Raw genomic sequence first — 26,774 nt, 5'->3', positions numbered from 1 at the left:
ACCGCCGGTACCGGACCGCGGATCGGCTCGGTGTCACCGAAACCGGCGGTCGTCCGACCGGGTCCCGAACGGCGGTCACGGCCAGAAAGCGCGCCAGGTTTCCGGGAGGGTCAGGTCGGCGCCCTCGGCCTTGGCGGCTTTCTCGGTGGCGCGGATCCGGTCGGCGAACCGGCGGGCGGACTCGCGGAGGTCGTGCTCCGGGTCCCTGCCGTCGAGGCGGGACCGGGCGGCGAGGGTGAACAGGCGATCCCCCACCGAATCGCCCTGGGGCACGAGGTCGGCGGGGAAGCCCGCGCGGGTGGCGCGTTGGACGAGTTTGGCGACCAGCGCCACGGCGGGTTGGCCCATGGCGACGCCGTCGACGCTGGAGTCGCGGCGCTTCTCCTGCTGCTTCAGCTCGTCCCAGCGGGACTGCTGGGTCTCGGCGTCACCAACGTCGGGGCCGTCGGCGAAAACATGCGGGTGGCGGGAGACGAGCTTGGCGACCAGGCCGGTGGCGACGTCGTCGACGGTGAACGGGTCGTCGGCGTCGTCCTGGGCGACCCGTGCGTGGAAGAGGACCTGGAGGAGGACATCGCCGAGTTCCTCGCGGAGGGCGGCGCGGTCTCCGTCGTCGATGGCGTCGAGGAGTTCGTACGCCTCTTCCACGAGGTACTGGCGCAGCGACTCGTGGGTCTGGTCGGCGTCCCACGGGCAGCCGCCGGGTGAGCGCAGGACGTCCATGACCTCGGCGGCGGCGATCAACGCGGCGCCTCGGGTCAGGTAAACCGGGGCACCCGGGAGGTCGACCGAGGCGGGGTCGTCGGTCAGGACGACCACCGGGTCGGCGGCGGTCAGGCCGTCCGGGACGGGGTCACCGAGGGCGGGGTCGACGCCGGGGGTGGTGTAGACGTGGGTGGCCGACCTGATCAGCGGCACCGCGGCCGCGGGCACGGTCGCCGCGGTCAGCACCACCACGGCGGCCCCGGTCACGGCGTGGCGTTCTTGACCGGGAACACCACGCCGGTGGTCTCGGCCTCGGACGGCGCGATGGACACCGACGCCCGGTCCCACACCCCGTACCGGGGGCTGATCTTGACGCCGAGCTGGTCTGCGGTGGCCTCCAGCAACTGCGGGGCCAGCGTGGTGGCCACCCGCGGGTCCGGGGCCTCCGCGTTCGCGGCGGGCTTGGCGTCGGTGTCCCGCTTGCGGATCACCGCGACCACCCAGTTCGCGTTCTCCGGGTTCGGCTGGAACGCGATCACCGAGTTCACCGGCGCGCCGAAGATCACCGTGCCCGCGATGTCCGGGGCCAGCGCCGGGGTCAGCGTCTCGTTCTTCGACGCCTGGGCGCCCGCGGCGATGTCGGCGTCGATGACCTTGGCCGCCCCGTCCAGCCCGGCGTCGGCCAGCCCGCGCGCCTTGTCCACCGCCTGCTGCCGCAGCGACCCGGTCGGCTGGCCCTCGCCGGCCGCCGCGATCAGGGTGAAGTCGAAGGTGACCGAAAGCTTCTGCGCCTCGTCCTGCCCGATCTGCGCCATCAGCAGGTAGTCACCGGCGATCTGTTCCGGGTCCAGGACCCGGTTGACCGCCTGCTGCACCACCGTCGACGGGTCGGTGCTGCCGTCGGTGGGCAGCGTCTGGAACGACCCCTTGATCTGGTCGGCGAACGCGGACACCTTGGCGGGTTCGACCGACAGGTGGTGCTCCGTCGAGTAGCGCTGGACCAGCTCGTGCAGCACCAACTGGCGCAGCACCCCGCGGGACACCAGGTCCAGCTTGCGCTGGTCGGCCAACTGGCGGGCGGCGGGCTCGGCCTGCACGGCCTTGGCCACCAGGTCCTGCACCTGGTCGACGCTGATGGTCTTGTCGCCCACGATCGCGGCGGCGTTGACCTGGCTCGGCCCGGACGAGCAGGCGCCGAGCACCAGCCCGAACGCGAGCAACGAGGCGGCGAGCGGGGCCCGGCGGCTGATGACGGTGGTCACAGTGACCAAGCCTCTCACAGCCCCCCACCGACGGCGACGAGTACCCGGCCGTGTTACGGGGGGTGACCAGCACCGGTCCACCCGGGACAGCCCCCCACCGCCGCCGACCAGCCACGGCGGCAGGCGGGGGACCTCGGGGTCGCCCGGAACGATCTCCTACAGGCCGTGGGCGGCGGCGGTCTGGCGGAGCAGGTGGGTGAGGTGCTCGCGCAGCACCGCGTTGTCGGCGGGCGCGAGCATCACCCACTGCCTGCCGTCGGCGCGGACGGTGCGCAGGAGGGCGTAGCGGCCGTCGTCGGCGACGTCGAACCAGAAGAGGGTGGGACCGCGTTCGGCCTGGGCGGTGACGCCGAGTTGGCCCGCGCGGAGGCGGCGGGCCGCCAGCAGCTCGGTCAGCAGGGGAGCCTGTTCGGCGTGTTCGGCGCGCCAGGTGCCGCCCGGTTCGCGGCCCGCGCGGTCCACCGGGAGCTCGGCCACCACGGCGGCCGCCAGCGCGGTGATGCCGACGTCGCGGACCAGGACATCGCCGCCCGCGTGTTCGCTGGGGCCCGGTTCCTGGGTGGCGATGACGGCGCGGCGGCCGACGCGGGCGGCGAGGACGCGGTGCGGGGAGTCGGAGCCGTCCTCGGCCATCCACACCGAGTCGACCGAGACCTCGGGGGCGTGCAGCATGCGCAGCCCGGCGTCCAGCTCGGGGTCGAGGCGGTCACCGCGGCCGAGGATGTTGGCGGCGCGCAGCCGGGCAAGGACCCGCTCGTCGACCTCCGCCTGCTCCCGCCGGGTGATGCCCGCGCGGGCCACCTGCAGCGGGTACGGGAAGACGTCCATGCCGAGCCGGTCCCACAGGTGGCCGAACTCGTCCGGGGTCAGGGTCCAGCCGAGCTGGGTCGTCAGGGTCACCGCTGCTCCCCGATCACGGGCGGTGCGACCGGACGGCCCGCACCGAACACCTCGTTGTTGGTCGCGTCGGCCGGGTACCGGTCGTGGCCCGCGGTGTCCCCGTCCCCGTACGAGGAGCCCGCGGCACCCATCGGTCCAGGCGCGCCCGCCGACCCTGGCGCCACCGGAGCGGATCCGGTAGGGCCGAACTGCCCTGGCGCGATCGGTCCGCGGGGGACCTGTCGACCTACCGGCGTTGGCGGACCACTCGCCGCGAGGAAATCGGACGAGAACCTCGACGACGCGGAGCAGCCGCCCACATCCGTCCACTGCGGACTGTAGCGAGTGGACCGCGGTGCGTGCGGTCGCCGGTCAGCGCACCGCTGCCGGTTGTCCACCTCGGACAGCGACGGCGTCGATACCGGCCGCGCCACCGGTCATCGACCCCCGCCGATCCAGCGGAGGCTGTCCAGGTCGGCCTCCGCGTAGCCCTCGGCGATCGCCAGGAACTTCTCCGCCATGTCCAGCAGTTGCGCCCGGACCTGGGCGACCCGGCGCTCGAAGCCGGTGAAGGCGACCGCCTTGTCCTGGAACCCGAAGGCCGGGACCGGCTGCCGGTCGCCGTAGTCGTCGCCGCAGTCGTCGCCGTAGTCGATGAACTCCTGCACGGACGCCGCCGCGGCGAGCGCGTCCAACCGGTCCACCTGCGCCAGGCACGACACGTGCGCGCGGCGCGCCTCATCGGGACTGATCGAGAACTCCCCGGTCATGCCGCCGCCTTCCGCCCTGCCCGCGGCCCATTCCAGGGCCGCCCGACCGGGGAATCGCGGGGTACCGGGATCGTGTTACCGCAATCCGGTGGGTCCCGTTCGGACACGCCGAATTGTCGCCGGTCGCGATCCGGCCGTCCGGCCGAACGGCGGCGATTCCGCGCCGCCAACCTGCCCAGTCGGCACGCACAGGTGGCCGCACCGGCCTGCCGATTTCCCCGTCGGCGCCGGGAAAACGTGGGAAAAGGAAGTCGGTACCGCTAATGCGTGGTTGGCAATATGAGGATGGTTGGGAAAGAACCGGATGGGCGGTCCCGGTCAACCGGCAGGACCGCGCGCGGGAAAAGCTGAGAAGAAACTGAGAATCCACCGGACGGATCGGCACCGGCGATAGCCGCGCCTGCGGTGCTCCGCCGGTGCCGAACAGCGCGGGTCAGGAACGGGAGTCAGGACCCGACCGGCGCCGGGGTGGTCTCCAACGACTGGAGGAACTTCGCGCACCAGTCCAGCAGGTCGCGGTCGCGCAGCACCGGCGCGCCGATGCGGCCGCCCGCGGCACCCTCCGTCGGCCTCGGCACGGTGACCGTGTTGGTGACGGCCTTGTGCGTCGCCTTGGGGTGCAACCGCTTGAGCCGGACCAGTTGCGAGTCGCGCAACGGCAGCGGGGCGAACCGGATCTGGTTGCCCTGGGTGATGACCTCGGTGACGCCGTGTCCGCGGCACAGTTGGCGGAACCGGGCCACGGCCAGCAGGTTGACCACCGGGGTGGGCGGTTCGCCGTAGCGGTCGACCAGTTCCTCGCGCACCGCGTCCAGGGCCGCGTCGTCCGGGGCGGCCGCGAGCTTGCGGTAGGCCTCCAGCCGGAGCCGTTCGCCGGGGACGTAGTCGTGCGGGATGTGCGCGTCGACCGGGAGGTCCACCCGCACCTCGGCGAGGTCTTCCTCGTCCTCCGCGCCCGGTGCGCCCGCGTGTTTGCGGAAGGCCTCGACGGCCTCGCCGACCAGCCGCACGTACAGGTCGAAGCCGACACCGGCGATGTGCCCGGACTGCTCGGCGCCGAGGATGTTGCCCGCGCCGCGGATCTCCAGGTCCTTCATGGCCACCGCCATGCCCGCGCCCAGCTCGGTGTTCTGCGCGATGGTGGCGAGCCGGTCGTGCGCGGTCTCGGTGAGCGGCGACTCCGGCGGGTACAGGAAGTACGCGTAGCCGCGCTCCCGGCCGCGGCCGACCCGGCCGCGCAACTGGTGCAACTGGGCCAGGCCGAGCATGTCGCCGCGCTCGACGATCAGCGTGTTGGCGTTGGAGATGTCCAGACCGGTCTCGACGATGGTGGTGCAGACCAGCACGTCGTGCTCGCGCTCCCAGAACCCCTGGATGATCTTCTCCAGCCGGTCCTCGTTCATCTGGCCGTGCCCGGTGACCACCCGCGCCTCGGGCACCAGCTCGCGCAGCCGCCGGGCCGCCTTCTCGATCGAGGACACCCGGTTGTGCACGTAGAACACCTGGCCGTCGCGCAGCAGCTCGCGGCGGATGGCGGCGGCGACCTGCTTGTCGTCGTACCCGCCGACGTAGGTCAGGATCGGGTGCCGGTCCTCCGGCGGGGTGAGGATGGTGGACATCTCGCGGATGCCCGCCAGCGACATCTCCAGGGTGCGCGGGATCGGGGTGGCCGACATGGTGAGCACGTCGACGTGCGTGCGCAGCGCCTTGATGTGCTCCTTGTGCTCGACGCCGAACCGCTGCTCCTCGTCGACGATCACCAGGCCGAGGTCCTTGTACCGCAGTCCGGTCTGCAGCAGCCGGTGCGTGCCGATGACGATGTCGACGCTGCCGTCGGCCAGGCCCGCGATGGTCTGCTCGCCCTCGCGGGCATCGGTGAACCGGGACAGGCCGCGGATGGTGACCGGGAACGAGTGCATCCGGCCCGCGAAGGTGTTCAGGTGCTGCTGGGCGAGCAGCGTGGTCGGCACCAGCACGGCCACCTGCTTGCCGTCCTGCACCGCCTTGAACGCCGCCCGGACCGCGATCTCGGTCTTGCCGTAGCCGACGTCGCCGCAGATGACCCGGTCCATCGGGACGCCGCGCATCATGTCCGACTTGACCTCGTCGATGGCGGCGAGCTGGTCGACGGTCTCGGTGAACGGGAACGCGTCCTCCAGTTCCCGCTGCCACGGGGTGTCCTGGCCGAACGCGTGACCGGGGGCGGCCTGCCGGGCGGCGTAGAGCTGGACCAGCTCGGCGGCGATCTGCTTGACCGCCTTCTTGGCCTTCGCCTTGGTGTTCTTCCAGTCCGAGCCGCCGAGCTTGTTCAGCGTGGGCAGCTCGCCGCCGACGTAACGGGACACCTCGTCGAGCTGGTCGGTCGGCACGAACAGCCGGTCGCCGGGCTGACCGCGCTTGGAACTGGCGTATTCGAGCACCAGGTACTCCCGAGTGGCCCCGGCGACCGTGCGCTGGACCATCTCGACGTACCGGCCGATGCCGTGCTGCTCGTGCACGACGTAGTCACCCGCCTTGAGCGCCAACGGGTCCACGGCGTTGCGGCGGCGCGACGGCATCTTCGCCGACATGTCCCTTGTGGACGTCCCGTGCCTGCCGCCGGTCAGGTCGGTCTCGGTCAGCACGACCAGGTTCGACCCGGGCGCGACGAAACCGTCCTCGAGCGCGCCGCACACGACGGTGACCGCGGCCGCGCGCGGCGGCTCGGCGAGACCGTCCTCGGCGAACACCGCGGCGACCTCGGCCTCGGCCAACTGCTCCACGGCCCGCTTGGCGGTACCGGCGCCGGGGACGACCAGCACGGCCGCGCCACCCGTCGCGGTGTGCGCCCGCAGGTCCGCGAACGCGCGCTCGACCTCGCCGCGGTACGCCTCCACCGGGCGGACGTCGAGGGTGATCGCCTCCTCGTCCGGCGTGGTCAACTGGGACAGGGTCCACCACGGGTGGTCGCTGTCGCGGGCGTGCGCGGCGACGTCACCGAGGTCGCGGTAGGCCGTGGCGCCAAGGTCGATGGGGGCCTTGCCGCCACCGGCCGCCGCCATCCACGACGCCTCCAGGAACTCCTGCCCGGTGCGGACCAGGTCGTGCGCCCGCGTGCGGATCTTCTCCGGGTCGTTGAGCAGGACGTGCGTGCCCGCCGGGACGACGTCGGTGAGCAACTGCATCTGGCCGGGCACCAGCGCCGGGATCAACGCCTCCATGCCCTCCACCGGGATGCCCTCGGCGAGCTTGCTCAGCATCTCGTGCAGGTGCGCGTCCGCCTGGTGCGCCTCGGCCAACCCGGCCGCCCGCTCCCGGACGGCGGCGGTGAGCAGCAGCTCCCGACACGGCGGCGCGGTGATCTCGGCGACCTCCGCGTCCTTGCCCGGCAACGACCGCTGGTCGGCCACCGCGAACGGGCGGATCTCGCTGACCTCGTCGCCCCAGAACTCGACCCGCACCGGATGCTGGTCGGTCGGCGGGAACAGGTCGACGATGCCGCCGCGCACCGCGAACTCGCCGCGCTTCTCCACCATGTCGACCCGGGTGTAGGCGAGGTCGGCCAGCCGGGCGACCACAGCGTCGAAGTCCTGCTCCTCACCCGCCCGCAGCCGCACCGGGGCCAACTCACCCAACCCGGGAGCCATCGGCTGGATCAGGCTGCGCACGGTGGCCACAACCACCTTCAACTGCCCCGCCGGGTGCTCCTCCGGGTGAGCCAGCCTGCGCAACACCGCCAACCGAGCACCCACGGTATCCGCCCGCGGCGACAACCGCTCGTGCGGCAACGTCTCCCAACTGGGAAAATCGGCCACCGCCCGCCGCCCGAGCAGGTCGCCGAGCACACCGACCAGGTCGTCGGCCTCCCGCCCGGTCGCGGTGATCGCCAGCACCGGCCGAACCGCCGCCAACGCCGCGATCACCAGCGGCCGAGCGGCAACCGGCCCGAACAACGCCCGGGTCGGCGCCCCAGCGGCCTCAGCGATGGCGACCGCGGCGGGGTCAGCGAGCAGGGTGGTGAGCAAGCCGTGCAGCTTCGGCGGCGTTCCCACGGGGGTTGGCACGAGGAGTCCTTAGTGCAAGAGGTGGCAGCGGGTATGTGCGAGCGCCCCGCCCCGGACTGGCCCGCCCGTGGCTGAGGTCCGTCCCCCACCCTACGGCGTACCACCGACACCGGGCCGCACCCCATACCCCGACTCCGACCAGCCCCCGCCCCGTCCCCGCTACGTCGGTATGCCCTGGTCAGATCCTTCGGCGACCGATCGCCCTCCGACCACGCGCCAACCCGACGCCCGCCCTCCGCCAGCCCCTCACCGGCCGGCCCCCAGCCCCCACCCTGTCCCGGGGGGCGTCCCCGAGGCCAGTCTACCGGCTGGGGGCGACCGTGGGAGGGCCGGACGAGAGCTGGGGATGGCATGGCGCGTTGTGGATAACTGCCGATGTCCGGCCGCCTTCGCGCAGTCGCCGTAGCTGTCCGCGACGTTCGTCTCTCTTCGTTCAGTTGCCTGCGGTTATCCACAACGTGTCCCGTCGTCCCCAGCTTTTGCTCGGCCCTCCCACGGTCGCCCCCAGCCGGTAGACTGGCCTCGGGGACGCCCCCCGGGACAGGGTGGGGGCTGGGGTCCGGCCGGTGGGCGGGCCGAACCAAGGTCGGGTACGGCTCCACCTGCCCTCGGTGGCTCTCGACATGGTGGCTGAGCTGCGGAGATACCCGGGTCGCTGTTCCGGACCAGCGCCTGCTGAGTCCCCGATGCGCCGGGGAGAGCGAACCGACCATCGCCTGGATCTGTCGCGTTGCCGCAGACTTCATCCGCCGCAGGCAGCGAGTGGGCGGAAGCAGCACAGACTGACTTCACCGCAAACGACGGCACGGACAACCGCGGCAAACTGCGCAAACCCGGCCAATCCGCAGGCACCACCGAGCCGTATAGCCTGCGTCCGTGCAGGAGCGGTTGACGAGCCCGGGGCTGCCGGAAAACCTTCGGCGGCGGTTGTTGGTGCGGTGGTCGGAGCCGCACCGGCGGTATCACGACTTGGCGCACCTGGAGATGGTGTTGTCCGGTGTGGACTTGCTCGCCGGGCACGCCGACAACCCCGATCTGGTGCGCCTGGCCGCGTGGTACCACGACGCGGTCTACCAGGGTCGTCCCGACGACGAGGAACAGAGCGCGCGGCTAGCAGAGGTGGAGCTCCCCGAAACGGGACTCGACGCTGATTCTGTCGCCGAGGTCGCTCGTCTCGTTCGCCTTACCGCCGGCCATAGAACCGAGCCGGGCGACCGCAACGGCGAGGTGTTGTGTGACGCCGACCTCGCGATCCTGGCGTCCGACGGGTACCGGGCCTACGCGGACGCGATCCGGGCGGAATACCGCCATGTCCCGGAACCGGCGTTCCGCGAAGGCCGGGCCGCCATCCTGCGCGACCTGCTCGCCCTCCCCAACCTCTACCGGACGCCACTGGCCCGCGAGCGCTGGGAGGCACCCGCGCGGGCCAACATGCGGGCCGAGCTAGAAGCGTGGGGTCCGCTTCTCTAGGAACGCGGCGACGCCCTCGGCGTAGTCGGGGCTGTTGACCGACGCCGAGTACATGAAGTGCACCTCGTCGTCTTCCTCGTGCCGCCCGTCCACGATCCGGCCGACGATGTCCTTCGCGCCGCGGATGGTCACCTGTGACCGGGACGCCATCGTCGCCGCGAGTTCCAGTGCCCGCTTGACCGGGTCGCCGTGCAGTTCGTTGACCAACCCGATCCGCTGAGCCGTTTCGGCGTCGAGAATGTCGCCGGTGAAGAGGATCTGCTTCGCCCACGCCGGACCGACGGTGTCGACGAGCAGCTTGGTCGAGGGCAGGTTGAACACAATCCCCAACTTCGCCGGGGTCACCCCGAACCGCGCGTCGGCCGCCGCGATCCGCAGGTCGCAGGCCAGCGCCAGTTCGCAGCCGCCGCCGATGCAGAACCCCTCGACCGCGGCGATCGTCGGCTTGTCCAGGCCTGCGAACGCTTTCGTGGCGGCTTCCAGCACCTCGTTATACCGGCGGGCGCCGTCGGCGTCGGCGCGCAGGGACGCGAACTCGCTGATGTCCGCGCCCGCCGAGAAGGTGCCCGCCGACCCGGTCACCAGCAGGACCCGGACGTCCGGATCGGCCTGCACCCGGGCGGCGATCCCGGGGATGGCGGCCCACATCTCGTAGCTGATCGCGTTCTTCTTGGCGGGCCGGTCGATGGTCATGGTGGCGACCGGGCCGTCGGTTTCCAGGAGGAGGTGCTCGCTCACGGCGGTCACGGTAGCCCGTGAAGTTGCCATAAGTTACCCGAACGGCGAATGGGGCAGTCTGCTCGTATGCGCCATACCCCCGTGGTTGTCCTGTCCGCCATGTTGGTGCTCAGCTCCCCCGGCACGAGCGGAGCCGCCCCGTCGTCACCCGCGACGGGCTTAACGGTGCAGACGGTGGCCAGTGGCCTCGTCCACCCGTGGGACGTCGGGTTCCTCCCCGACGGCAAGATCATCATTCCGCAGCGGATCGGCACGTTCGCGCTGCTGTCCGGGTCGACCGTGCGCGAGATCAAGGCCGACACGGCCGACATCCAGGTCAAGGGCGAGGGCGGGCTGATGGGGTTGGTCGTACACCCCGACTTCACCCGCAGCCGCCAGTTCACCACCTGCCAGACGCACCAGGAGAACGGCAAACCGGTCGACATCCGGCTGGTCACCTGGAGCCTGTCCCGCGACGGCGGGACGGCGACGAAGGTCAAGGACCTGCTGACCGGGCTGCCGTTGTCACCCGCCGGTCGGCATTCCGGCTGCAGGCCCACCCTGGCCGCCGACGGCGCGCTGCTGGTGGGTACCGGGGACACCGCGAACCCCACCGTCTCGCAGGACCTGCACGCCCTCGGCGGCAAGGTGCTGCGGATCAACCTGAAGACCGGAAAACCCTTGCCCGACAACCCTTTCCCGGGCTCTCCGGTCTACAACTACGGCCACCGCAACGTCCAAGGCGTGGCGTTGCGCGCCGACGGCAGGGTTCTCACCGCCGAACACGGCCCGGACAAGAACGACGAGGTGAACCTCAACCTCCCCGGCGCCAACTACGGCTGGGACCCGTCTCGCGGCGGCACCAGCACCAAGTACGACGAGTCCGTTCCGATGACCGACCTGGACCGGTTCCCGAACGCGGTCCCGGCGAAGTGGCAGTCCGGTGACATCACCGAGGCCATCTCCGGCGCCACCTTCCTCGGCCACTGCTGGGGACCGCTGGAGGGCACCCTCGTCATCGCGGCGCTCAAGGGCGCCAAGGCCATCTTCCTGACCGTCGACAAGGACGCGAACGTCACCGGATCCACGATTCCCCCGGAGCTGCAGGGTTTCGGGCGACTGCGGGCCGCCCGCACCGCCCCCGACGGTTCCCTCTACCTCACGACCTCGAACGGCACCGACGACAAGGTCCTCCGCGTGACGCCGGCAACCAAGTGACTCCGTGACAGCAAGGGGCCCCGGAGGTTCCGCCCTCCGGGGCCCTTCGCGTCACGGGTTCACGGCCGTTCCATCAGGACCGGCTTCTCCTCCAGGTTGGACAGTCCGTTCCACGCCAGGTTGACCAGGTGCGAGGCCACTTCCGACTTGCGGGGCTTGCGGGCCTCCAGCCACCACTGGCCGGTGAAGGCAACCATGCCGACCAGGGCCTGGCTGTACACGGCCGCCAGCTTGGGTTCGTAGCCGCGCCGCGCGAACTGCACGCCGAGGATGTGCTCGACCTGGGAGGCGATGTCGTTGAGGAGGCTGGAGAAGGTGCCGCGCGCGGTCGCGACGGGGGAGTCGCGGACCAGGATGCGGAACCCGTCCGTGCTCTGCTCCACGTAGTCCAACAGGGACAGTGCGGCCCGTTCCAACAGGACCCTGGGGTGGGCGTCCTCGGACAGCGCCGCCGTCATGCCTTCCAGCAGGGAACGCATCTCGCGGTCGACGACGACCGCGTAGATGCCTTCCTTCCCGCCGAAGTGCTCGTAGACGACGGGTTTGCTGACCCCCGCGCGGTTGGCGATCTCCTCGACGGAGGTGGCGTCGAACCCCTTCTCCGCGAACAGGGCGGCCGCGACGTCGACGAGCTGCTGGCGGCGCTCCTTCCCGGTCATCCGCACCCGGGGCGCCTCGGTCCGTCTCGGCATCGACCCAGCCTAGGGGGTCGGGCCAGTGGGTTTCAGCGGGCGGCGAGCTTGGCCAGCCTGGCCTCGGACGGCCAGCGCACGTCGGTGACCCAGCCGAGCTTCTCGAAGACCCAGATCAGCCGGGCGGAGGTGTCGATCTGGCCGCGCTGGACGCCGTGCCGGGCGCAGGTCGGGTCGGCGTGGTGCAGGTTGTGCCAGGACTCGCCGAAGCTGAGGATGGCCAGCGGCCAGAAGTTGGCCGCCTTGTCCCGGCTGGCGAACGGGCGCTCGCCGATCATGTGGCAGATCGAGTTGGTGGACCAGGTGACGTGGTGCAGGAACGAGATCCGCACCAGACCGGCCCAGAAGAACGCGGTCAGCGCGCCCCACCAGGACCAACTGACCAGTCCACCGAGGACGGCGGGCAGCACCAGGGTGAGGCCGGTCCACAGCGGGAAGAACCGGTTGACCCACATGATGTCCTCGTCGGCCATCAGGTCCGGGGCGAACCGCTCCTTGTTGGTGACCGAGTCGTCGAACATCCAGCCCATGTGCGCGTGCCAGAAGCCCTTGGCCAGCGCGGCGGGCGAGGTGCCGAACAGCCACGGCGAGTGCGGGTCGCCCTCGCGGTCGGAGAACGCGTGGTGGCGACGGTGGTCGGCGACCCAGGTGACCGGCGGCCCCTGCACGGCGAAGCTGCCCATGATGGCCAGGAAGATCTTCAACGGCCGCTTGGCCTTGAACGAGCCGTGCGTGAACAGCCGGTGGTACCCGACGGTGACGCCGAGGCCGGAGAAGTAGAAGAAGAACACCGCGAGCGCGATGTCGGTCCAGCCGAGACCCCAGCCCCACGCGAACGGGACGGCGGCGACCAGGGCGGCGAACGGCAGCAGGATGAAGATGTAGACCGCGATCTGGGTGGCCCGGTTGCGCTTGCCCTCGATCATCGGTTTCGGCCCGACGCGGTCCGCCTTGTCGGCCGTGTCCGAGTCCAACGTGCTCGTCATGCGTGTCCCTCTCGCGTAGAACCAAGGCCAGGCTCACCTACGGTGGCGTAACTTACGACAGCGTAAGGAACGAACGGGGCCCCGCGCCAGTGCCCCGGGTCCTCCTCCGGCGGCCGGGTTCCCCCGTGGCGCCCAACCCACCGGGCGATAAGGTTGATCAGGCAATAAACGGTGCGCGCACATACCGACCCGTTGTGTGACACCGAAGTGGGACTTGTGACACCGCTAACACCCGTTCGGACGCGAGGAACGGGTAATCGCCCGGGTGGGGCTGCCCCGGTCGGTACCCTCGTGCCACGATGTTCCCCACTGTGAGCGAACACCGCTCGCGATCCGCCGTGGTGTAAAGGCAGCACCTTGGATTTTGGTTCCAATGGTTCAGGTTCGAATCCTGGCGGCGGAGCAGCGCGCACACCGCGCACCTGACCTGGTCGGCTTCTCGACCGAGTTCCAGACGCGTACGAGGGGGTGCCGCGCCGCACGTGGACGACGAGCAACGGGGCGCGCGGCGCGACGCGGGCGAGCTGCCCGCGTTGGAGGAGCGCTCCGACGCCTGGCTGGTCGGCCGCGCGCGCGAGCTGCTCGCGGTGATCCAGGTGAGCCCGGTCGCCGAGCGGGTCCGGCTCACCGAGGAGGTCGACCGGCTGCTCGCCGAGGCCCAGCACCGGGGTGAGCCGCGGATGGTGGCGCAACTGCTGCGCTCGGCGGTCGCGGTCCGGGTGGTGGTGCACGAGCTGGCCGACTCGGCCGAGCCGCTGCTCGACGAGCTGCTGGCGCACACCCGCAGGCACGGCCTGGTCGTGTTGCAGGCCGACGCGCACGCGCTGCGCGGTCGGCGGCTGCTGCTGGCGGGCGCCGAGGACGCGGCGCTCTCGGAGGCGGCGGTGGCGCTGGCCATGCTGGACGAGGACATCACCCCGGACGTGCTGCTCGGCGGCCGCAACTGGGACATGATCATGGCCGCCACCCTGATGGACATCGGCACCGTGCTCACCCAACTGGGGGTCTACGAGGTCGCCGACCAGGTGATGAGCCGGGCGAACAAGTGCATCCGGGCCAGCGCCGGGCCGCACCTGATCTCGGTGCACCTGATCAACCGGGCCCGGCTGCTGATCGGCTGGGGGCTGCGGCTGGAGCGGATCGGCGAGGACGAGCGGGCGGCCGAGCGGTTCGCCACGGCGGCGGCGATCGCGGTGGCGGTGGAGGCCCCGTTCCGCGAGTCGCTGTTCCCGCGCGACGCCGGTCAGGCCGCCGCCGACCAGAACCCGATCATCGGCGCCGCGCTGGCGCTGGCCCAGCCGTCCGGCGCGCACATCGGCAGGCTGCAGCGGCTGTCCGCGGGCATGCGGTACCCGAGGGAGCTGGTGATCGTCGCGGTCGCCCTCGCCCGGTGCCTCGAACACGAGGGCCGCGAGGAGGAGGCCGTCGACGTGCTCGGCGAGGCCCGGTCGCTGATGTACGACGAGGCCGCCGAGCCGACGCTGCGGCTGTGCCTGATCCGGGAGTACGCGCGGCTGTCCGGTCCCAGCGGCGGCGAGCGCACCACCGGCGCGCTGGAGCACTACGCGACCGAGCTGGAAGCGCAACTCTGGGACATGCGGGAGTCGCGGATCGCGACGCTGAACACCCGCCGCGAGCACGAGCGGCTGTCCAGGATGCACGGCGCGATCGCCCGGCAGGCGCTGCAGGACCCGCTGACCGGGCTGCCGAACCGGCGGGCGCTCGACGAGCGGCTGGCCACGCTGGCCGGGTCGCCGAACAACCACCCGCTGGCGATCGCGCTGGTGGACCTGGACGGCTTCAAGGGCGTCAACGACCGGATGTCGCACGCCGAGGGCGACGACGTGCTGCGCGTGGTGGCGAGCACGTTGCGCGACGCGTTGCGCGGCAGCGACATGGTCGCCCGCTACGGCGGCGACGAGTTCATCGTGCTGCTCCCCGGCGCCCCGTTGCCCGCCGCGGCGGCCGCGTTGCGCCGGGCGTTGACGGCGGTTGCCGGTTTGCCACATGACCTCTCGCATGGTGTGACGCTGTCCATCGGGGTCGTCTCACTCCGTCCACAAGAGACGGCGGTGCGCGCGCTCGCCCGCGCGGACGCGGCCATGTACCAGGCGAAACGCGGGGGCGGCAACGACATCGTCGCGGTGCACGGACTGGACGGCAGCGACGACGGGGACGAGTCGGGCGCCGCTTCCGGCAAGACCGCCGAGAATACGGCCGAGGACTCCACCGCCCCCACGGGCGACCCGGCTTGGGTGCTGCCGGAGACCACGTAGGATCGGCCACCGGCCGCCCGTCGTGTGCGCGTACCCGCCGACGGCGGACCCCTCTGCCTGCTTCGCCACAACGCTTAGGGAGCGCGATGTCTACACCCTCCCCCGACCGTGCACGCCCGGGTCAGGTCACCGCTGTCGTCCTGGCCGCGGGGGAAGGCACCCGGATGCGGTCGTCGACCCCGAAGGTCCTGCACCCGGTCGCGGGCAGGCCACTGGTCGAGCACGCGGTCCGGGCCGCCGCCGGGGTCAAGCCGGAGCACCTCGTCGTCGTGCTCGGCCACGGCCGGGACGCGGTCGGCGCGCACCTGGCGACCGTGGCCACGGTGCTGGGCCGCGAGGTCGTCACCGCGGTGCAAGAGACCCAGGATGGCACCGGGCACGCCGTGGCCTGCGGGCTCGAACCGCTCGGCGCGGTCACCGGGACGGTCCTGGTCACCTACGGCGACGTGCCGTTGCTGGACACCGACACCCTGACCGCGCTGCTCGCCGAGCACGCCGACCGGGGCAACGCCGTCACCGTGCTGACCGCTCGGGTCCCCGACCCGACCGGCTACGGCCGGATCGTGCGCGCGGGCGACGGCACCGTCGAGAAGATCGTCGAGCACAAGGACGCCACCGACGCCCAGCGCGCCATCGACGAGATCAACTCCGGCGTGTACGCCTTCGACGCCGCGGTGCTCGCCGACGGCCTGGCCCGCATCCGCACCGACAACGTCCAGGGCGAGCTGTACCTGACCGACGTGCTGGGCATCGCCCGCGGCGACGGCCGCCGGGTGGGCGCGCTGGTGTGCGCGGACCCGTGGCTGGTCGAGGGCGTCAACGACCGGGTGCAGTTGGCCCGGCTGGGCGCGGAGCTCAACCGGCGGACGGTGGAGTCCTGGATGCGCGCGGGCGTCACCGTCGTCGACCCGGCCACCACCTGGATCGAACTGGGCGTGACGCTGGGCCGCGATGTGCTCATCGAGCCCAACACGCAACTGCGCGGCGTGACCACGGTCGGTGACGACGCCCTGGTCGGGCCGGACACGACGCTGACCGACGTCACCGTGGGCGCGGGCGCGCAGGTGGTCCGGACGCACGGGTCGTCGGCCGAGATCGGCGACGGCGCGACCGTCGGACCGTTCGCCTACGTGCGGCCCGGGACCCGGCTCGGCGCCAAGGGGAAGATCGGGACCTTCGTCGAGACCAAGAACGCGCAGATCGGCACCGGGTCCAAAGTCCCGCACCTGTCCTATGTGGGTGACGCCACGATTGGTGAGCACAGCAACATCGGTGCGGCTAGCGTGTTCGTCAACTACGACGGGGTGAACAAACACCACACAGTCGTCGGATCCCACGTGCGCATGGGATCCGACAACATGTACGTGGCACCGGTCACCATCGGTGACGGCGCCTACAGCGGGGCCGGGACGGTCATCCGGCGCGACGTGCCCCCCGGTGCCCTCGCGGTGTCGGGTGGACCGCAGCGCAACGTGTCGGACTGGGTGCCGCGGCGCAGGCCGGGTACCCCGGCGGCGGAAGCCGCCAAGCGCGCACAGCAGGACGAGTCGACCGGCGCAGAGTCTGACAGCGAGGACAACGGATGAACACCAAGCCCGGCACACCCAAGAAGAACCTCATGTTGTTCTCCGGCCGGGCGCACCCGGAGCTGGCGGAGGAGGTCGCCAAGCACCTCAACGTCAGCATCACCCCGCAGTCGGCCTACGACTTCGCCAACGGCGAGATCTTCGTCCGGTTCGAGGAGTCGGTGCGCGGCTGCGACGCGTTCGTCATGCAGAGCGCCACCGCGCCGATCAACCAGTGGATCATGGAACAACTGCTGATGGTGGACGCCCTCAAGCGGGCGAGCGCCAAGCGGATCACCGTGATCATGCCGTTCTACCCGTACGCGCGGCAGGACAAGAAGCACAAGGGCCGCGAGCCGATCTCCGCCCGGCTGATCGCCGACCTGTTCAAGGTCGCGGGCGCCGACCGGATCATGACCGTAGACCTGCACACCGCGCAGATCCAGGGCTTCTTCGACGGCCCGGTCGACCACCTGTTCGCGCAGAGCATCTTGGCCCGCTACCTCAAGGACAACTACTCGGGCCGCGACATCGTCGTCGTCTCGCCGGACGCGGGCCGCACCAAGCTGGCCGAGAAGTGGGCCGACGACCTCGGCGGCGTGCCGATCGCGTTCATCCACAAGACCCGCGACCCGCTTCGGCCGAACGAGGTCGTCGCCAACCGGGTGGTCGGCGAGGTCGACGGCAAGCTGTGCGTGGTCATCGACGACATGGTCGACACGGGCGGCACCATCGCCAAGGCGGTCCGCCAACTGCTCGACGAGGGCGCCTCCGACGTGGTCATGGCCGCCACCCACGGCGTGCTGTCCGGCCCGGCCCGCGAGCGGCTGTCCCAGTGCGGTGCGCGGGAGATCGTCTTCACCAACACGCTGCCGATTCCCGACGAGAAGCGGTTCCCCGGGATGACCGTGCTGTCCATCGCGCCGCTGCTCGCCCGCGCGATCCAGCAGGTTTTCGAGGACGGTTCCGTGACGTCGCTGTTCGACGGGGACGCCTGACCGGCGTTCCCGCCACCGGTGCGGGCCCACCCCCGGGTTCGCCCCACCGGTGGCACGTGCGTAAACTATTCGAGTTGCCTCGGCGAGGCGGGCATCGCGCCTGGCGTGATCGACGTGGCGGTTCCCTCCCGGGCCGTGCCGTCCCTACCGCCGCCCGTGCCCCTTGCCGCAGGCCGCCGCCCCGACTGAGAAGTCGCGCCCCCGCCGCACTTTGATCGCAAGGAGAGCACCACCGTGTCCGAGGTACGTCTGGCCGCCGAACAGCGCACCGAGTTCGGCAAGGGCGCCGCGCGCCGCACCCGCCGCGCGGGCAAGATCCCCGCCGTGCTCTACGGACACGGTTCCGACCCCAAGCACCTGGCCCTGCCCGGCCTCGAGTTCGCCCGGGTCGTGCGCGAGCACGGCCAGAACGCGGTGCTGACCCTCAACATCGGCTCGGAGACCGAGCTGGCGCTGACCAAGACGGTCACCACCCACCCGCTGAAGAACTACATCGAGCACGTCGACCTGCTGCTGGTCCAGCGCGGCGAGAAGGTCACCGTCGAGATCCCGATCGTGGTCTCCGGCGACCCGGTGCCCGGCTCGCTGGTCACCCAGGACCTGACCACGCTGCTGGTCGAGGTCGAGGCGCTGCACATCCCCGACCAGGTCGAACTGTCCATCGCCGGGGTCCAGGTCGGCACCCAGATCACCGCCGCCCAGGTCACCCTGCCGCGCGGCGCGACGCTGGCCACCGACCCGGAGGCGCTGGTGCTCTCGGTCAACCCGTCGCCGACCGCGGAGCAGATGGAGGCCGAGATCGACACCGCGGGCGCGGGTGTGGTCGAGGAGCCCAAGTCGGACGCCGCCGCGGGCTGATCCCCCGGCTGTGCAGGCGCCCCGGTCCCGGTTTCCTGGCTCCGGGGCGCTGTTGTGTTCTGACGGCCTGTGTTCTGACAGCCTGGTGTTCTGACGGCCTGTGTTCTCGGCAGGCCGGTGCTCTGAAGGGCCTTGTTCTGGAGGGCGGGCTGGCGATGGCTGACGACGCGCCGATGATCGTGGTCGGGTTGGGCAACCCCGGGCCGCAGTACGCGGGCAACCGGCACAACATCGGTTTCCTGGTCGCCGACGAACTGGCCGACCGGGTCGGCGGCCGGTTCAAGGCGCACAAGTCCGGCGCCGAGGTCGTCGAGGGCAGGCTGGGCGGGCAGCGGGTGGTGCTGGTGAAGCCGCGCTCGTTCATGAACCTCTCCGGCGGCCCGGTGGTCGGCGCCGCCCGGTTCTACAAGGCGGCCGCGGACCGGCTGGTGGTCGTGCACGACGAGCTGGACCTGCCGTTCGGCGCCGTCCGGTTGAAGCTGGGCGGCGGCGAGAACGGCCACAACGGGCTGCGCTCGATCACCAAGTCGATCGGCACCCGCGACTACTACCGGGTCCGGTTCGGCATCGGCAGGCCCCCGGGCCGGATGGACCCCGCCGACTTCGTGCTGCGCGACTTCTCCGCCGTCGAGCGCAAGGAGTTGGCGTTCGAGATCGACACCTGCGCGGACGCGGTGGCCGCGCTGGTCGAGCAGGGCATCGAGGCCGCCCAGAACACCTTCCACGCGAACTAGGAGTCCCCGCCGTGTCGCTCACCCCGGACGCCGTGCGCGCCATCACCTTCGACAAGGCCCCCTTCGGCCGCCGCGGCTACCACGAGGACCAGGTAGACGCCTTCCTGGACAAGGTCGAGGCCGCCCTCTCCGGCACCGGCACCCTCACCCTCGACGACGTCCACGAAGCCGAGTTCGACGCGGCTCCCTTGGTCAAACGCGGCTACCACGAAGACCAGGTCGACGAGTTCCTGGACACGGTCGCCGCCGAGCTGGAAGCCCGCGCCGCCGAGAACGCCCTCAAGGTCATCCCCGCCAACTCCGAGGCCCCCTACCTCCCGTTGCCCCCCGCACCCCCCGGCACCCGCGGCTACCACCCCACCGACGTCGAACGCCTAGCCCACCTCCTCGACCGAGCCGCCAACGAACACGACGGCGGCCCCACCGTCGACCAAATCGAATCCGCCCGCCTCGGCCTCTCCGCCTACCCCGGCCAGGGCTACCACCCAGCCGCCGTAGACGCCCTCAAAGCCGCCTGGATCACCGAACTCCGCCGCCGCTGACGCCCCCGCGCATTCGTGCCGTGTCGACGTCACGACTCGGCAGGGCTGGGAATCGGGCAGGCGACCGCTCTCGGCGGTGCGTACCGGAGATTTCCTGCGGCTCTGCCGCGTGTTGCCGAAACTCGGTGCTCTGCGGCGAACGACGACAAATCTGATCACTTGGCCGCTGACCGGGCTCATGCCCGCTCACCTGGGCGTGTTCAAGCCGCGACTGCCAAGTCATGGCCCGACTCCGGACGGTCCGGTGTTGACCGACGAGGAACGCACACGTTTCCTGGACCACCTCTTGGCAATAGCCCAGGCCGCTCCTCGGCGGACCCTGCCACTGTTGCGACGGCAAGCCGTTTACTTGCTCGGATTCGACTGGCGTCAGGGAGTGCTCGACTGGCTCCGCGCCGAATGGCAGCAGGCGAGCAGGCTGAGCACAGGCACGAGCATCGCCGCCCTACTGGAAGCCCGGTCGGCTTCGGTGGCCCTGGCCGCGCTGGGTGAAACCGCGCACATCCACGACTTCGTGGAAAGCACGGGCGACGAACAATCCGAATTGGCCAACATGAACTACTGGGCGAATTGGGTCGGCGAGTTCCTGGACGACCAGCACTCCGACGACTTCATGGTGGCAGGCGCACGTCGTGGCCGGGCACGCACCTGTTCGACCACGTCACGGGTGGTCTGTCCGCGAGTCGCCGCGAACGGCTGAGCGGTGCGCTGGACACGCTGGGCGATAGCTTGACCCATACCGATCGCACCCAAGTGGTAGGACTCCGGTACGCGATTCGGCCTGCAAGCCGCTGAAAGGGGTGCAGATGACCGGCGACGCGCGGGCGGTGGCCGCCTTCGGGTTCGAGTTGGGGCTGCTGAAGCGAGTCCGGCGGTCGGGTTGGTGGCACGCCGGTGTCCGCGACCCGGAGTCGGTCGCCGAGCACACGATGCGGGTGGCGCAGTTGGCGGCGCTGATCGCCGTCGAGGAAGGCGCCGACCCGCAGCGGGCCGCGTTCCTGGCCCGGTGGCACGACTCGCAGGAGACCCGGACCGGCGACCTCCCGCACACAGCCACCGCCTACCTGGGCAAACCCGACCCCCGCCACATCACCCGGGACCAGACGTCAGCCCTGCCGGACCGGTCGAAAACCCTGGTCCGCCAAGCAGTCGACGAGTTCGAGGACGCGACAACCCCCGAAGCCCACTGCGCCCAAGACGCCGACCGCCTGGAAATGCTGCTCCAAGCCCTCGAATACCAGGACACCGGCATCCACCGCGTCACCGGCTGGATCGAGTCCGCCCGCACCGCCCTGACCACCCCCACCGCCCAACACATCGCCGACGCAGCCCTATCCCTATCCCCCTTGACCTGGCGCGACCGCTAACCCCACTCCCCCAACTCTTGACACTCGCCAAGCCATCACCCACCCCAGAGCAGCCCCCACCCTCCCGGGGGGCGACCCCGGTGCCAGTCTACCGGCTGAAAGGCACCGAGGACCGAGACGGGCGCCAGCTGTGGACAACTCAAGCCTTGTGGACAACAAACGAGCCAGGTCGAGGGCGACGCGACGGCCGGAATCAGCCGAGGTGTACCCGAACGGGTGTCGGCCGGGATCAGCTCTCGGAAGCCCTGATCATCGGGGTCAACCTCCGGACTGGCACACGCCGGCGCGACGACCGTCACCCCAACGACGGTCGGGCGTCGTCGATCACCTCGGCGGCGGTTTTCTGTTGTGCGGGGCCGGTTCTGAACGACAACAAGCGGATCGCCGACCGCCGACGCGCTGGTGCCACGATGCGGCAGATCGCCGCCGAACTCGGTCGTGATCCCGCGACGATCAGCCGGGAGCCGCGCCGCAACGCCCATCAGGTCTCCGGTGACCATCGTCCGCACACCGCCTGGGACCAAGGCGGCGAAAGCACCGCCACCACGAGTTCACCCTCGGCACCGGCAGCCCGGTCTACTTCCGCGACCCCACAGCTCCTGGCGACGCGGCAGCAACGAGAACACCAACGGCCTGCCCCAAGCCACCGACCTCGCCGTCCACACCCGAGAACACCCCGACGCCATCGCGGTCCACCTCAACGGCCGCCCACGCACAACACCCCGGCCGACCGCCTCGCGACACTCCCGACCACAGCCAGTCGATCAGTTGGGTTGCGACGACCCCAGAACCCCCAGAGCAGCCCCCACCCTCCCGGGGGGCGACCCCGGTGCCAGTCTACCGGCTGAAAGGCACCGAGGACCGAGACGGGCGCCAGCTGTGGACAACTCAAGCCTTGTGGACAAACGAGCCACGTCGAGGGCGACGCGACGGCCGGAATCAGCCGAGGCGTACCCGAACGGGGGACGGCAGGGTCAGCTCTCGGAAGCCTTGACCGTCGCCGCGACCTGTTCGCCTGCGGCGGCGCGGCGGAGTTTGCCGGAGGGGGTTTTCGGCAGGGAGCCGGGCTTCAGGACGACAACAGCAACCGGTCGGGCGTTCACCGTTTCGAAAACCCGCGCGGCCACATCCTTGCGCAGCACCTTCACGGCGGATTCGTCCTCCGCCAACCGCGATTCGACGACCACCGCGAACCGTTCCCGGCGTGATCCCGCGTCGATCCGAACCGCGACGGCGTTTCCGGCGCGCACGCCCTCGACCGAAGTGGCGGCCCGTTCGATGTCGGTCGGGTAGATGTTGCGCCCACCGAGGATGATCACGTCCTTGCGGCGGCCGCAGATGACGATCTGACCGTCCACTGTGTACCCGATGTCCCCGGTCGCCAGCCACCCGTCGGTGTCCTGGGTCGGCACCGGGCCGTCGACCGTCAGGTACCCGGGGGTGACCGCCGATCCGCGCAGCCGGATCTCGCCGACTTCGCGTTCCCCCAACACTTCCCCGGACGAGGACACGATCCGCGCCTCGATCCCCGGCAGCGGTTTGCCGAGCACCGCGAATGCGCGCCCCGATTCCGCGGGCACGGCCAGGTTCTCCGACTCCAATTTGTCCGCTTCGACACAATCCAGGGTCAGCCCGGTGAAAAGCGGTGCAAAGGAAACGGCCAGCGTCGCCTCTGCCATTCCGTAGGCGGGGAAGACGCATTCCGCGTGCAGCCCGAACCGGGCTCCCTGGTCGGTGAACGACCGCACCGCCTTCTCGTCGATCGGTTCGGCGCCGTTGAGCGCGATCCGCAGCGACGACAGGTCGTACCGCGCGTCGTCGTCCACACCGGACAGTCGGCGGCCGAGCAGCGCGTAGGCGAAGTTGGGTGCCGCGGTGATCGTGCCGCGGTGCCGGGAAATCAGGTCGGCCCAGATCAGCGGGCCGTTGAGGAATTCGACCGGGGTGACCTTCACCAGTTCCAGCCCGAACGTCATCGGCACGGTCAGGAAACCGACCATGCCCATGTCGTGGAACAGCGGCAGCCAGGACACCATGACGTCGTTGTCGACGTCCAATTCGGCCATCTCGACCATGGCGGACAGGTTGGAGTGCAGGTTGCCGTGGGTGATCCGCACGGCCTTCGGCTCCGCGGTCGACCCGCTGGTCAACTGCAGCAGCGCGGTGGCGTCCTCGTCGACCTCGACGACCGTTGCCAGCGGCGCACCGGCCGCGAGGTCCTCCAGCCGCAGGTAGCCGATGCCGTGCTCGTCGAGCAGCGGGGCGAGCTGGTCGAACGGGGCGCCGAGCAGCACGAGCTTGGAGTCGATCATCGTGAGCACCCGGACCGTGTCGTGTGCCCACTCGGCGAGGTCGGTGCGCGCGGTCGGCTGGTGCAGCATGGTGACGCTGCCACCTGCCAGCCACACCGCCTGGATCGCCGGGGCGATGTCGACCGGTTCGGCGGCGAGCACCGCGACCGCGCCGTTCTTGGCCAGACCACCGGCGGCCAGCGCGCCCGCCATCCGCAGCGCGCGCTCGTGCACCTGCCCCCAGGTGTGCCGCACGGGTTCCTTCGGCTCGCCCGTGGTGATCCCCTTGACGTCGCCGCGGGCGCGGGCGGTGTCCAGCAGCGTGTCGACGAACCGGCTCATAACACGCAGCCTAGTTGACCGTTACTCCGCGGTATCAGCCACTTCGAGCCACTTCTGCTCCAGTTCGTCCTTCGACGCGACGACCGACCGCAGTTCGGCGTCCAACTCGAGCAGCCGGGCCGCGTCGGTCGCCGCCTCGGCGAGGGCGTCGTGCAGCCGGGTCTCCTTCTTGGCCAGGGTCTCGATCTGCCGCTCCAGCCGGGCCAACTCCTTCTGCGCCGCCCGCCGGTCGGCCGCGCTGGCCTTCGCGGGCTCGTCCCGAACCGGCTTGACCGGCGGCACGACGGTGGCCAGGGTCGCGGCGCGGCGGGTCAGGTACTCCTCGATGCCGCCGACGAGGTGCGCGACCTTGCCGTCGCCGAACAGTGCGACCACCCGGTCGCAGACGCGCTCCACCAGGTACCGGTCGTGCGAGACGACGACGATGGTGCCGGGCCACGAGTCGAGCAGGTCCTCCAACTGCTGCAGGGTGTCGATGTCCAGGTCGTTGGTGGGCTCGTCGAGCAGCAGCACGTTCGGCTCGGCCATCAGCAGCCGGGCCAGTTGCAGCCTGCGCCGCTCGCCGCCGGACAGGTCGCCGATCGGGGTCCACTGCCGGTTCGCCGGGAAACCGAACCGCTCCGCGAGCTGCGACGCCGACATCTCCTGTTTGCCGAGCGTCACCCGCCGCGCGATTTCCTCGACGGCTTCCAGAACTCGTTGCTGCGGCGGAAGTTCGTGCAGTTCCTGGGTCAGGTGAGCCAAACGGACGGTTTGGCCCTGAATGCGTTTACCGGTAAGAGGTTCGCTTGCCCCTGCCAACAACCGGAGCACGGTGGTCTTACCGGAGCCGTTAACGCCAACGAGCCCGACGCGGTCACCAGGTCCGATGCGCCAGGTCTCGTGGTCGAGGATGCCCTTGTCACCGGCTTTGACCGAGACGTCTTCGAGCTCGATGACCGTGCGACCCAAGCGGCGCTTCGCGAACGCGAGCAGTTCCACGTTGTCGCGCGGTGGTGGCACATCCGAGATCAACGCCTCGGCCGCCTCGATCCGGTACCGCGGCTTGGACGTCCGCGCCGGGGCGCCGCGCCGCAACCACGCCAACTCCTTGCGGGCCAGGTTCTGCCGCTTCTCCTCCAGCGTGTCCGCCAGCCGTGCCCGCTCCGCCCGCGCGTACACCCAGTCGGCGTAACCACCCTCGTACTGCTCGACCCGACCGCCGACGACCTCCCAGGTCCGGGTGCACACGGTGTCCAGGAACCAACGGTCGTGTGTCACCACGACGAGTGCCGAGCCCCGGTCGAGCAGGTGGTCGGCCAGCCAGCGGACCCCCTCGACGTCCAGGTGGTTCGTCGGCTCGTCCAGCACCACCAGGTCCAACTCGCGCACCAGCGCCGCCGCCAGCGCCACCCGGCGCCGCTCACCACCGGACATCGTGTCAACCGGGCTGTCCATCCCGAGCGCGGTGATCCCCAGACCGTCCAGGATCGACCGGGCCCGCGCGTCCGCCGCCCACTCGTGCTCCGCGGTGATCCCCAGTGGATCCAGCACCGCGTTGCGCACAGTGGACCCCGGCGCCAACTCCGTGCGCTGCGTCACAACCGCCATCCGCAGGTCCCGGACCCGGCTCACCCGACCGTCGTCGGCGGGCTCCACCCCGGCCAGCACCTCCAGCAACGTCGTCTTGCCGCCGCCGTTGAGGCCCACCACCCCGATCCGGTCGCCCCGGCCGACCCCGAGCGACACCCGGTCCAGCAACGGCCGCACGCCGAAGCTCTTGCTGACGTTCTCCAGGTTGACCAGGTTGGTCATCTGCCCCGCTCCTCGCCCCGACACCGGGGACCCAGGGTAACGACCGGCCAGTGTGGCCGGACGGGCGCGGGCCGTGACATTCCCAGATTTACCGAATATCGAGCGCATTCGGGCAACGACCCATCGTGAGCCACACCGTTTGTTTGCAACGGATCAAGCACGCTCCGTGTGATTCTTTTGACCCGGTAACGAAAATCGACTAATTACGACGTACAAGTTCGTCTGGGAGGTAAAATGTCGAACGCGCGCCGGTGGGCGCGACTGCCGGTCGCCATCGCGGCCCTGGCACTCGCCGCCTGTTCCAGCGATGCCGGGTCGGGGGACGGAACCGAGACCGCCCACCTCGGCAACCGGATCACCATCCGGTCCAGCAGCAGCCCCACCCTCGCCAGCCTGTGGCTGGAGAGCGTCGCCCCGGTCGACTGCACCGAGCCGGGCAGCCTCCCGGCCAGCAGCGGCCACTACCTGGCCGCCACCATCGTGCTGCAGACCACCGAGCAGTACACCCCGGACTCCGGTTGGTGGATGAGCGCCGCCGACTTCACCACGGAGGACAGCGGCGGCAAGGTCACCGGCCACGGCATCGTGACCTCCTGCCTCCCCGAAAACCGCTACCTCCCGGACGACTTCTACCTCTCCGACTCCGGCTACTACGGCGTCGTCCTCATCGACTCCGCCAGCGTCCACGGCACCGTCACCTACAAACCCCACAACCTCCCGAACGACGTCGCAGGCTGGCACTGGGACTACTGACAGACCACGTCACCCGTGTCGCGTTCCAACCGGACCGCGGTGTCAGACTTTGTCGATATCAACCTCGCCAGCCTGACCGCAACGGCTTGAGCGAGCTCAGCGCATGACAGCCACCTGAGCACCCCCGCCCCTCACCAAAACATTGGCCTTGCCCCACCGCGATCCGGCCGACAATCCCCTCCGCCACCCGCCGACCAGGCCCTCTTACCTGCCCAACTCGGCGTACCGCAACACCCGCCCCCAACTCTTACCGCGACCCTCCGGGCGCAGCCCGGCCCCCACCCTTCCCGGGGGGCGACCCCGGTGCCAGTCTACCGGCTTGCCGTGATCGACAGGGTCGGGTGAGGTGGGCTGTGGAGAGCCGGAGGGGATGTGGACAACTCGGGGCCGCGCGCACGAGGAGCCGGGGTGAAGATCACTCGGAGGGGTGGGCGGCAGGGCGCTGAACTGCGATCTTCGTCGTCGGCCGATGACCGGGGTGAACAGGGGATTCCTGACGGGCCCGCGGGTCC

At 70.6% G+C, this 26,774-nt stretch carries 21 protein-coding genes, 1 tRNA gene and 1 pseudogene; 13 read left to right on the top strand and 10 right to left on the bottom strand.

The annotated features are described in order from the left end of the window. Nucleotides 1-75 precede the first annotated feature (75 nt). The 5 genes from H504_RS0110755 to mfd all read right to left on the bottom strand — a co-directional run bounded on the left by H504_RS0110755 (nucleotide 76) and on the right by mfd (nucleotide 7,629). Nucleotides 76-972, bottom strand: a complete 897-nt coding sequence (locus H504_RS0110755) for a nucleoside triphosphate pyrophosphohydrolase (RefSeq protein ID WP_026422779.1) — start codon at nucleotides 970-972, stop codon at nucleotides 76-78. Then, entirely contained in the window at nucleotides 969-1,967 is a 999-nt protein-coding gene (locus H504_RS0110750) for a SurA N-terminal domain-containing protein (protein WP_035303943.1), read from the bottom strand. The genes H504_RS0110755 and H504_RS0110750 overlap by 4 nt, the downstream gene beginning before the upstream one ends. A gap of 156 nt (nucleotides 1,968-2,123) precedes the next feature. Then, on the bottom strand, nucleotides 2,124-2,867 hold the full coding sequence (locus H504_RS0110745; protein ID WP_026422777.1) for an ESX secretion-associated protein EspG: 744 nt from the start codon (nucleotides 2,865-2,867) through the stop codon (nucleotides 2,124-2,126). Between the two features lie 416 nt (nucleotides 2,868-3,283). Next, nucleotides 3,284-3,616, bottom strand: coding sequence for a hypothetical protein (locus H504_RS0110735; RefSeq protein ID WP_026422776.1), 333 nt, complete (start codon nucleotides 3,614-3,616; stop codon nucleotides 3,284-3,286). A gap of 446 nt (nucleotides 3,617-4,062) precedes the next feature. Next, nucleotides 4,063-7,629 (bottom strand): transcription-repair coupling factor, encoded by a 3,567-nt coding sequence (mfd, locus tag H504_RS0110730; RefSeq protein ID WP_026422775.1) that lies wholly within the window; start codon nucleotides 7,627-7,629, stop codon nucleotides 4,063-4,065. A 906-nt stretch (nucleotides 7,630-8,535) separates the two neighbouring features. On the opposite strand from mfd, the gene H504_RS34410 reads away from it, so the two are divergent. Next, nucleotides 8,536-9,129, top strand: a complete 594-nt coding sequence (locus H504_RS34410) for an HD domain-containing protein (RefSeq protein WP_035303942.1) — start codon at nucleotides 8,536-8,538, stop codon at nucleotides 9,127-9,129. Here the strand turns inward: H504_RS34410 and H504_RS0110720 are convergent. Beyond that, on the bottom strand, nucleotides 9,103-9,867 hold the full coding sequence (locus tag H504_RS0110720) for an enoyl-CoA hydratase/isomerase family protein (protein WP_026422774.1): 765 nt from the start codon (nucleotides 9,865-9,867) through the stop codon (nucleotides 9,103-9,105). The two genes, H504_RS34410 and H504_RS0110720, sit on opposite strands and share 27 nt — an antisense overlap. A 66-nt stretch (nucleotides 9,868-9,933) precedes the next feature. Here H504_RS0110720 and H504_RS0110715 point away from each other — a divergent pair, with 66 nt between their 5' ends. Continuing rightward, nucleotides 9,934-11,064: a PQQ-dependent sugar dehydrogenase gene (locus H504_RS0110715; RefSeq protein ID WP_026422773.1), complete on the top strand. Its 1,131-nt coding sequence runs from the start codon at nucleotides 9,934-9,936 to the stop codon at nucleotides 11,062-11,064. Nucleotides 11,065-11,123: 59 nt separating this feature from the next. On the opposite strand, the gene H504_RS0110710 is transcribed toward H504_RS0110715, so the two are convergent. Together H504_RS0110710 and H504_RS0110705 are read right to left on the bottom strand one after the other, a co-directional pair. Beyond that, nucleotides 11,124-11,723, bottom strand: a complete 600-nt coding sequence (locus H504_RS0110710; protein ID WP_084467536.1) for a TetR/AcrR family transcriptional regulator — start codon at nucleotides 11,721-11,723, stop codon at nucleotides 11,124-11,126. Nucleotides 11,724-11,788: 65 nt separating this feature from the next. Further along, nucleotides 11,789-12,742, bottom strand: a complete 954-nt coding sequence (locus H504_RS0110705) for an acyl-CoA desaturase (protein ID WP_026422771.1) — start codon at nucleotides 12,740-12,742, stop codon at nucleotides 11,789-11,791. A 332-nt stretch (nucleotides 12,743-13,074) separates the two neighbouring features. On the opposite strand from H504_RS0110705, the gene H504_RS0110700 reads away from it, so the two are divergent. The 10 genes and pseudogenes from H504_RS0110700 to H504_RS42990 all read left to right on the top strand — a co-directional run. Next, a tRNA-Gln gene (locus tag H504_RS0110700) sits at nucleotides 13,075-13,145 on the top strand. Nucleotides 13,146-13,224: 79 nt separating this feature from the next. Beyond that, entirely contained in the window at nucleotides 13,225-15,018 is a 1,794-nt protein-coding gene (locus tag H504_RS0110695; protein WP_026422770.1) for a GGDEF domain-containing protein, read from the top strand. An 86-nt stretch (nucleotides 15,019-15,104) separates the two neighbouring features. Next, a complete protein-coding gene (glmU, locus tag H504_RS0110690; protein ID WP_026422769.1) occupies nucleotides 15,105-16,604 on the top strand; it encodes a bifunctional UDP-N-acetylglucosamine diphosphorylase/glucosamine-1-phosphate N-acetyltransferase GlmU in 1,500 nt (499 codons plus the stop codon). Next, entirely contained in the window at nucleotides 16,601-17,581 is a 981-nt protein-coding gene (locus H504_RS0110685; RefSeq protein WP_026422768.1) for a ribose-phosphate diphosphokinase, read from the top strand. The genes glmU and H504_RS0110685 overlap by 4 nt, the downstream gene beginning before the upstream one ends. A 234-nt stretch (nucleotides 17,582-17,815) precedes the next feature. Next, nucleotides 17,816-18,439 carry a 50S ribosomal protein L25/general stress protein Ctc gene (locus H504_RS0110680; RefSeq protein ID WP_026422767.1) on the top strand — a complete coding sequence of 208 codons (624 nt, stop codon included), beginning with the start codon at nucleotides 17,816-17,818 and terminating at the stop codon, nucleotides 18,437-18,439. Between the two features lie 155 nt (nucleotides 18,440-18,594). After that, nucleotides 18,595-19,173: an aminoacyl-tRNA hydrolase gene (gene pth / locus H504_RS0110675; RefSeq protein ID WP_026422766.1), complete on the top strand. Its 579-nt coding sequence runs from the start codon at nucleotides 18,595-18,597 to the stop codon at nucleotides 19,171-19,173. An 11-nt stretch (nucleotides 19,174-19,184) separates the two neighbouring features. Beyond that, entirely contained in the window at nucleotides 19,185-19,715 is a 531-nt protein-coding gene (locus tag H504_RS41930; RefSeq protein ID WP_084467535.1) for a DivIVA domain-containing protein, read from the top strand. A gap of 76 nt (nucleotides 19,716-19,791) precedes the next feature. Beyond that, nucleotides 19,792-20,415: a hypothetical protein gene (locus tag H504_RS41030; protein WP_157440333.1), complete on the top strand. Its 624-nt coding sequence runs from the start codon at nucleotides 19,792-19,794 to the stop codon at nucleotides 20,413-20,415. Between the two features lie 106 nt (nucleotides 20,416-20,521). Then, on the top strand, nucleotides 20,522-21,082 hold the full coding sequence (locus H504_RS0110660) for an HD domain-containing protein (protein ID WP_026422764.1): 561 nt from the start codon (nucleotides 20,522-20,524) through the stop codon (nucleotides 21,080-21,082). 515 nt (nucleotides 21,083-21,597) lie between these two features. Beyond that, nucleotides 21,598-21,802 (top strand): annotated as a pseudogene (locus H504_RS42990) (transposase); the annotation flags it as partial. A 254-nt stretch (nucleotides 21,803-22,056) separates the two neighbouring features. On the opposite strand, the gene H504_RS0110655 reads toward H504_RS42990, so the two are convergent. Next, entirely contained in the window at nucleotides 22,057-23,715 is a 1,659-nt protein-coding gene (locus H504_RS0110655; protein ID WP_026422763.1) for a fatty acyl-AMP ligase, read from the bottom strand. A 21-nt stretch (nucleotides 23,716-23,736) separates the two neighbouring features. Beyond that, entirely contained in the window at nucleotides 23,737-25,509 is a 1,773-nt protein-coding gene (locus H504_RS0110650; RefSeq protein WP_026422762.1) for an ATP-binding cassette domain-containing protein, read from the bottom strand. Nucleotides 25,510-25,743: 234 nt separating this feature from the next. Between H504_RS0110650 and H504_RS0110645 the strand changes: the two genes are divergently transcribed. After that, entirely contained in the window at nucleotides 25,744-26,262 is a 519-nt protein-coding gene (locus H504_RS0110645; protein ID WP_026422761.1) for a hypothetical protein, read from the top strand. Nucleotides 26,263-26,774 lie beyond the last annotated feature (512 nt).

The sequence above is a fragment of the Actinokineospora inagensis DSM 44258 genome (assembly GCF_000482865.1).
Classification (GTDB): Bacteria; Actinomycetota; Actinomycetes; order Mycobacteriales; family Pseudonocardiaceae; genus Actinokineospora; species Actinokineospora inagensis.
This window is presented reverse-complemented; position numbering and strand designations above follow the sequence as displayed.

Excerpts from the sequence above, each read along its gene's own strand:
- H504_RS0110705 (WP_026422771.1), bottom strand. The coding sequence starts at position 12,742 with ATGACGAGCACGTTGGACTCGGACACGGCCGACAAGGCGGACCGCGTC.
- glmU (WP_026422769.1), top strand. The coding sequence starts at position 15,105 with ATGTCTACACCCTCCCCCGACCGTGCACGCCCGGGTCAGGTCACCGCT.
- H504_RS0110660 (WP_026422764.1), top strand. The coding sequence starts at position 20,522 with ATGACCGGCGACGCGCGGGCGGTGGCCGCCTTCGGGTTCGAGTTGGGG.
- H504_RS0110650 (WP_026422762.1), bottom strand. The coding sequence starts at position 25,509 with ATGACCAACCTGGTCAACCTGGAGAACGTCAGCAAGAGCTTCGGCGTG.
- H504_RS0110710 (WP_084467536.1), bottom strand. The coding sequence starts at position 11,723 with ATGACCGGGAAGGAGCGCCGCCAGCAGCTCGTCGACGTCGCGGCCGCC.
- pth (WP_026422766.1), top strand. The coding sequence starts at position 18,595 with ATGGCTGACGACGCGCCGATGATCGTGGTCGGGTTGGGCAACCCCGGG.
- H504_RS0110645 (WP_026422761.1), top strand. The coding sequence starts at position 25,744 with ATGTCGAACGCGCGCCGGTGGGCGCGACTGCCGGTCGCCATCGCGGCC.
- H504_RS0110735 (WP_026422776.1), bottom strand. The coding sequence starts at position 3,616 with ATGACCGGGGAGTTCTCGATCAGTCCCGATGAGGCGCGCCGCGCGCAC.
- H504_RS0110715 (WP_026422773.1), top strand. The coding sequence starts at position 9,934 with ATGCGCCATACCCCCGTGGTTGTCCTGTCCGCCATGTTGGTGCTCAGC.
- H504_RS0110685 (WP_026422768.1), top strand. The coding sequence starts at position 16,601 with ATGAACACCAAGCCCGGCACACCCAAGAAGAACCTCATGTTGTTCTCC.
- H504_RS0110655 (WP_026422763.1), bottom strand. The coding sequence starts at position 23,715 with ATGAGCCGGTTCGTCGACACGCTGCTGGACACCGCCCGCGCCCGCGGC.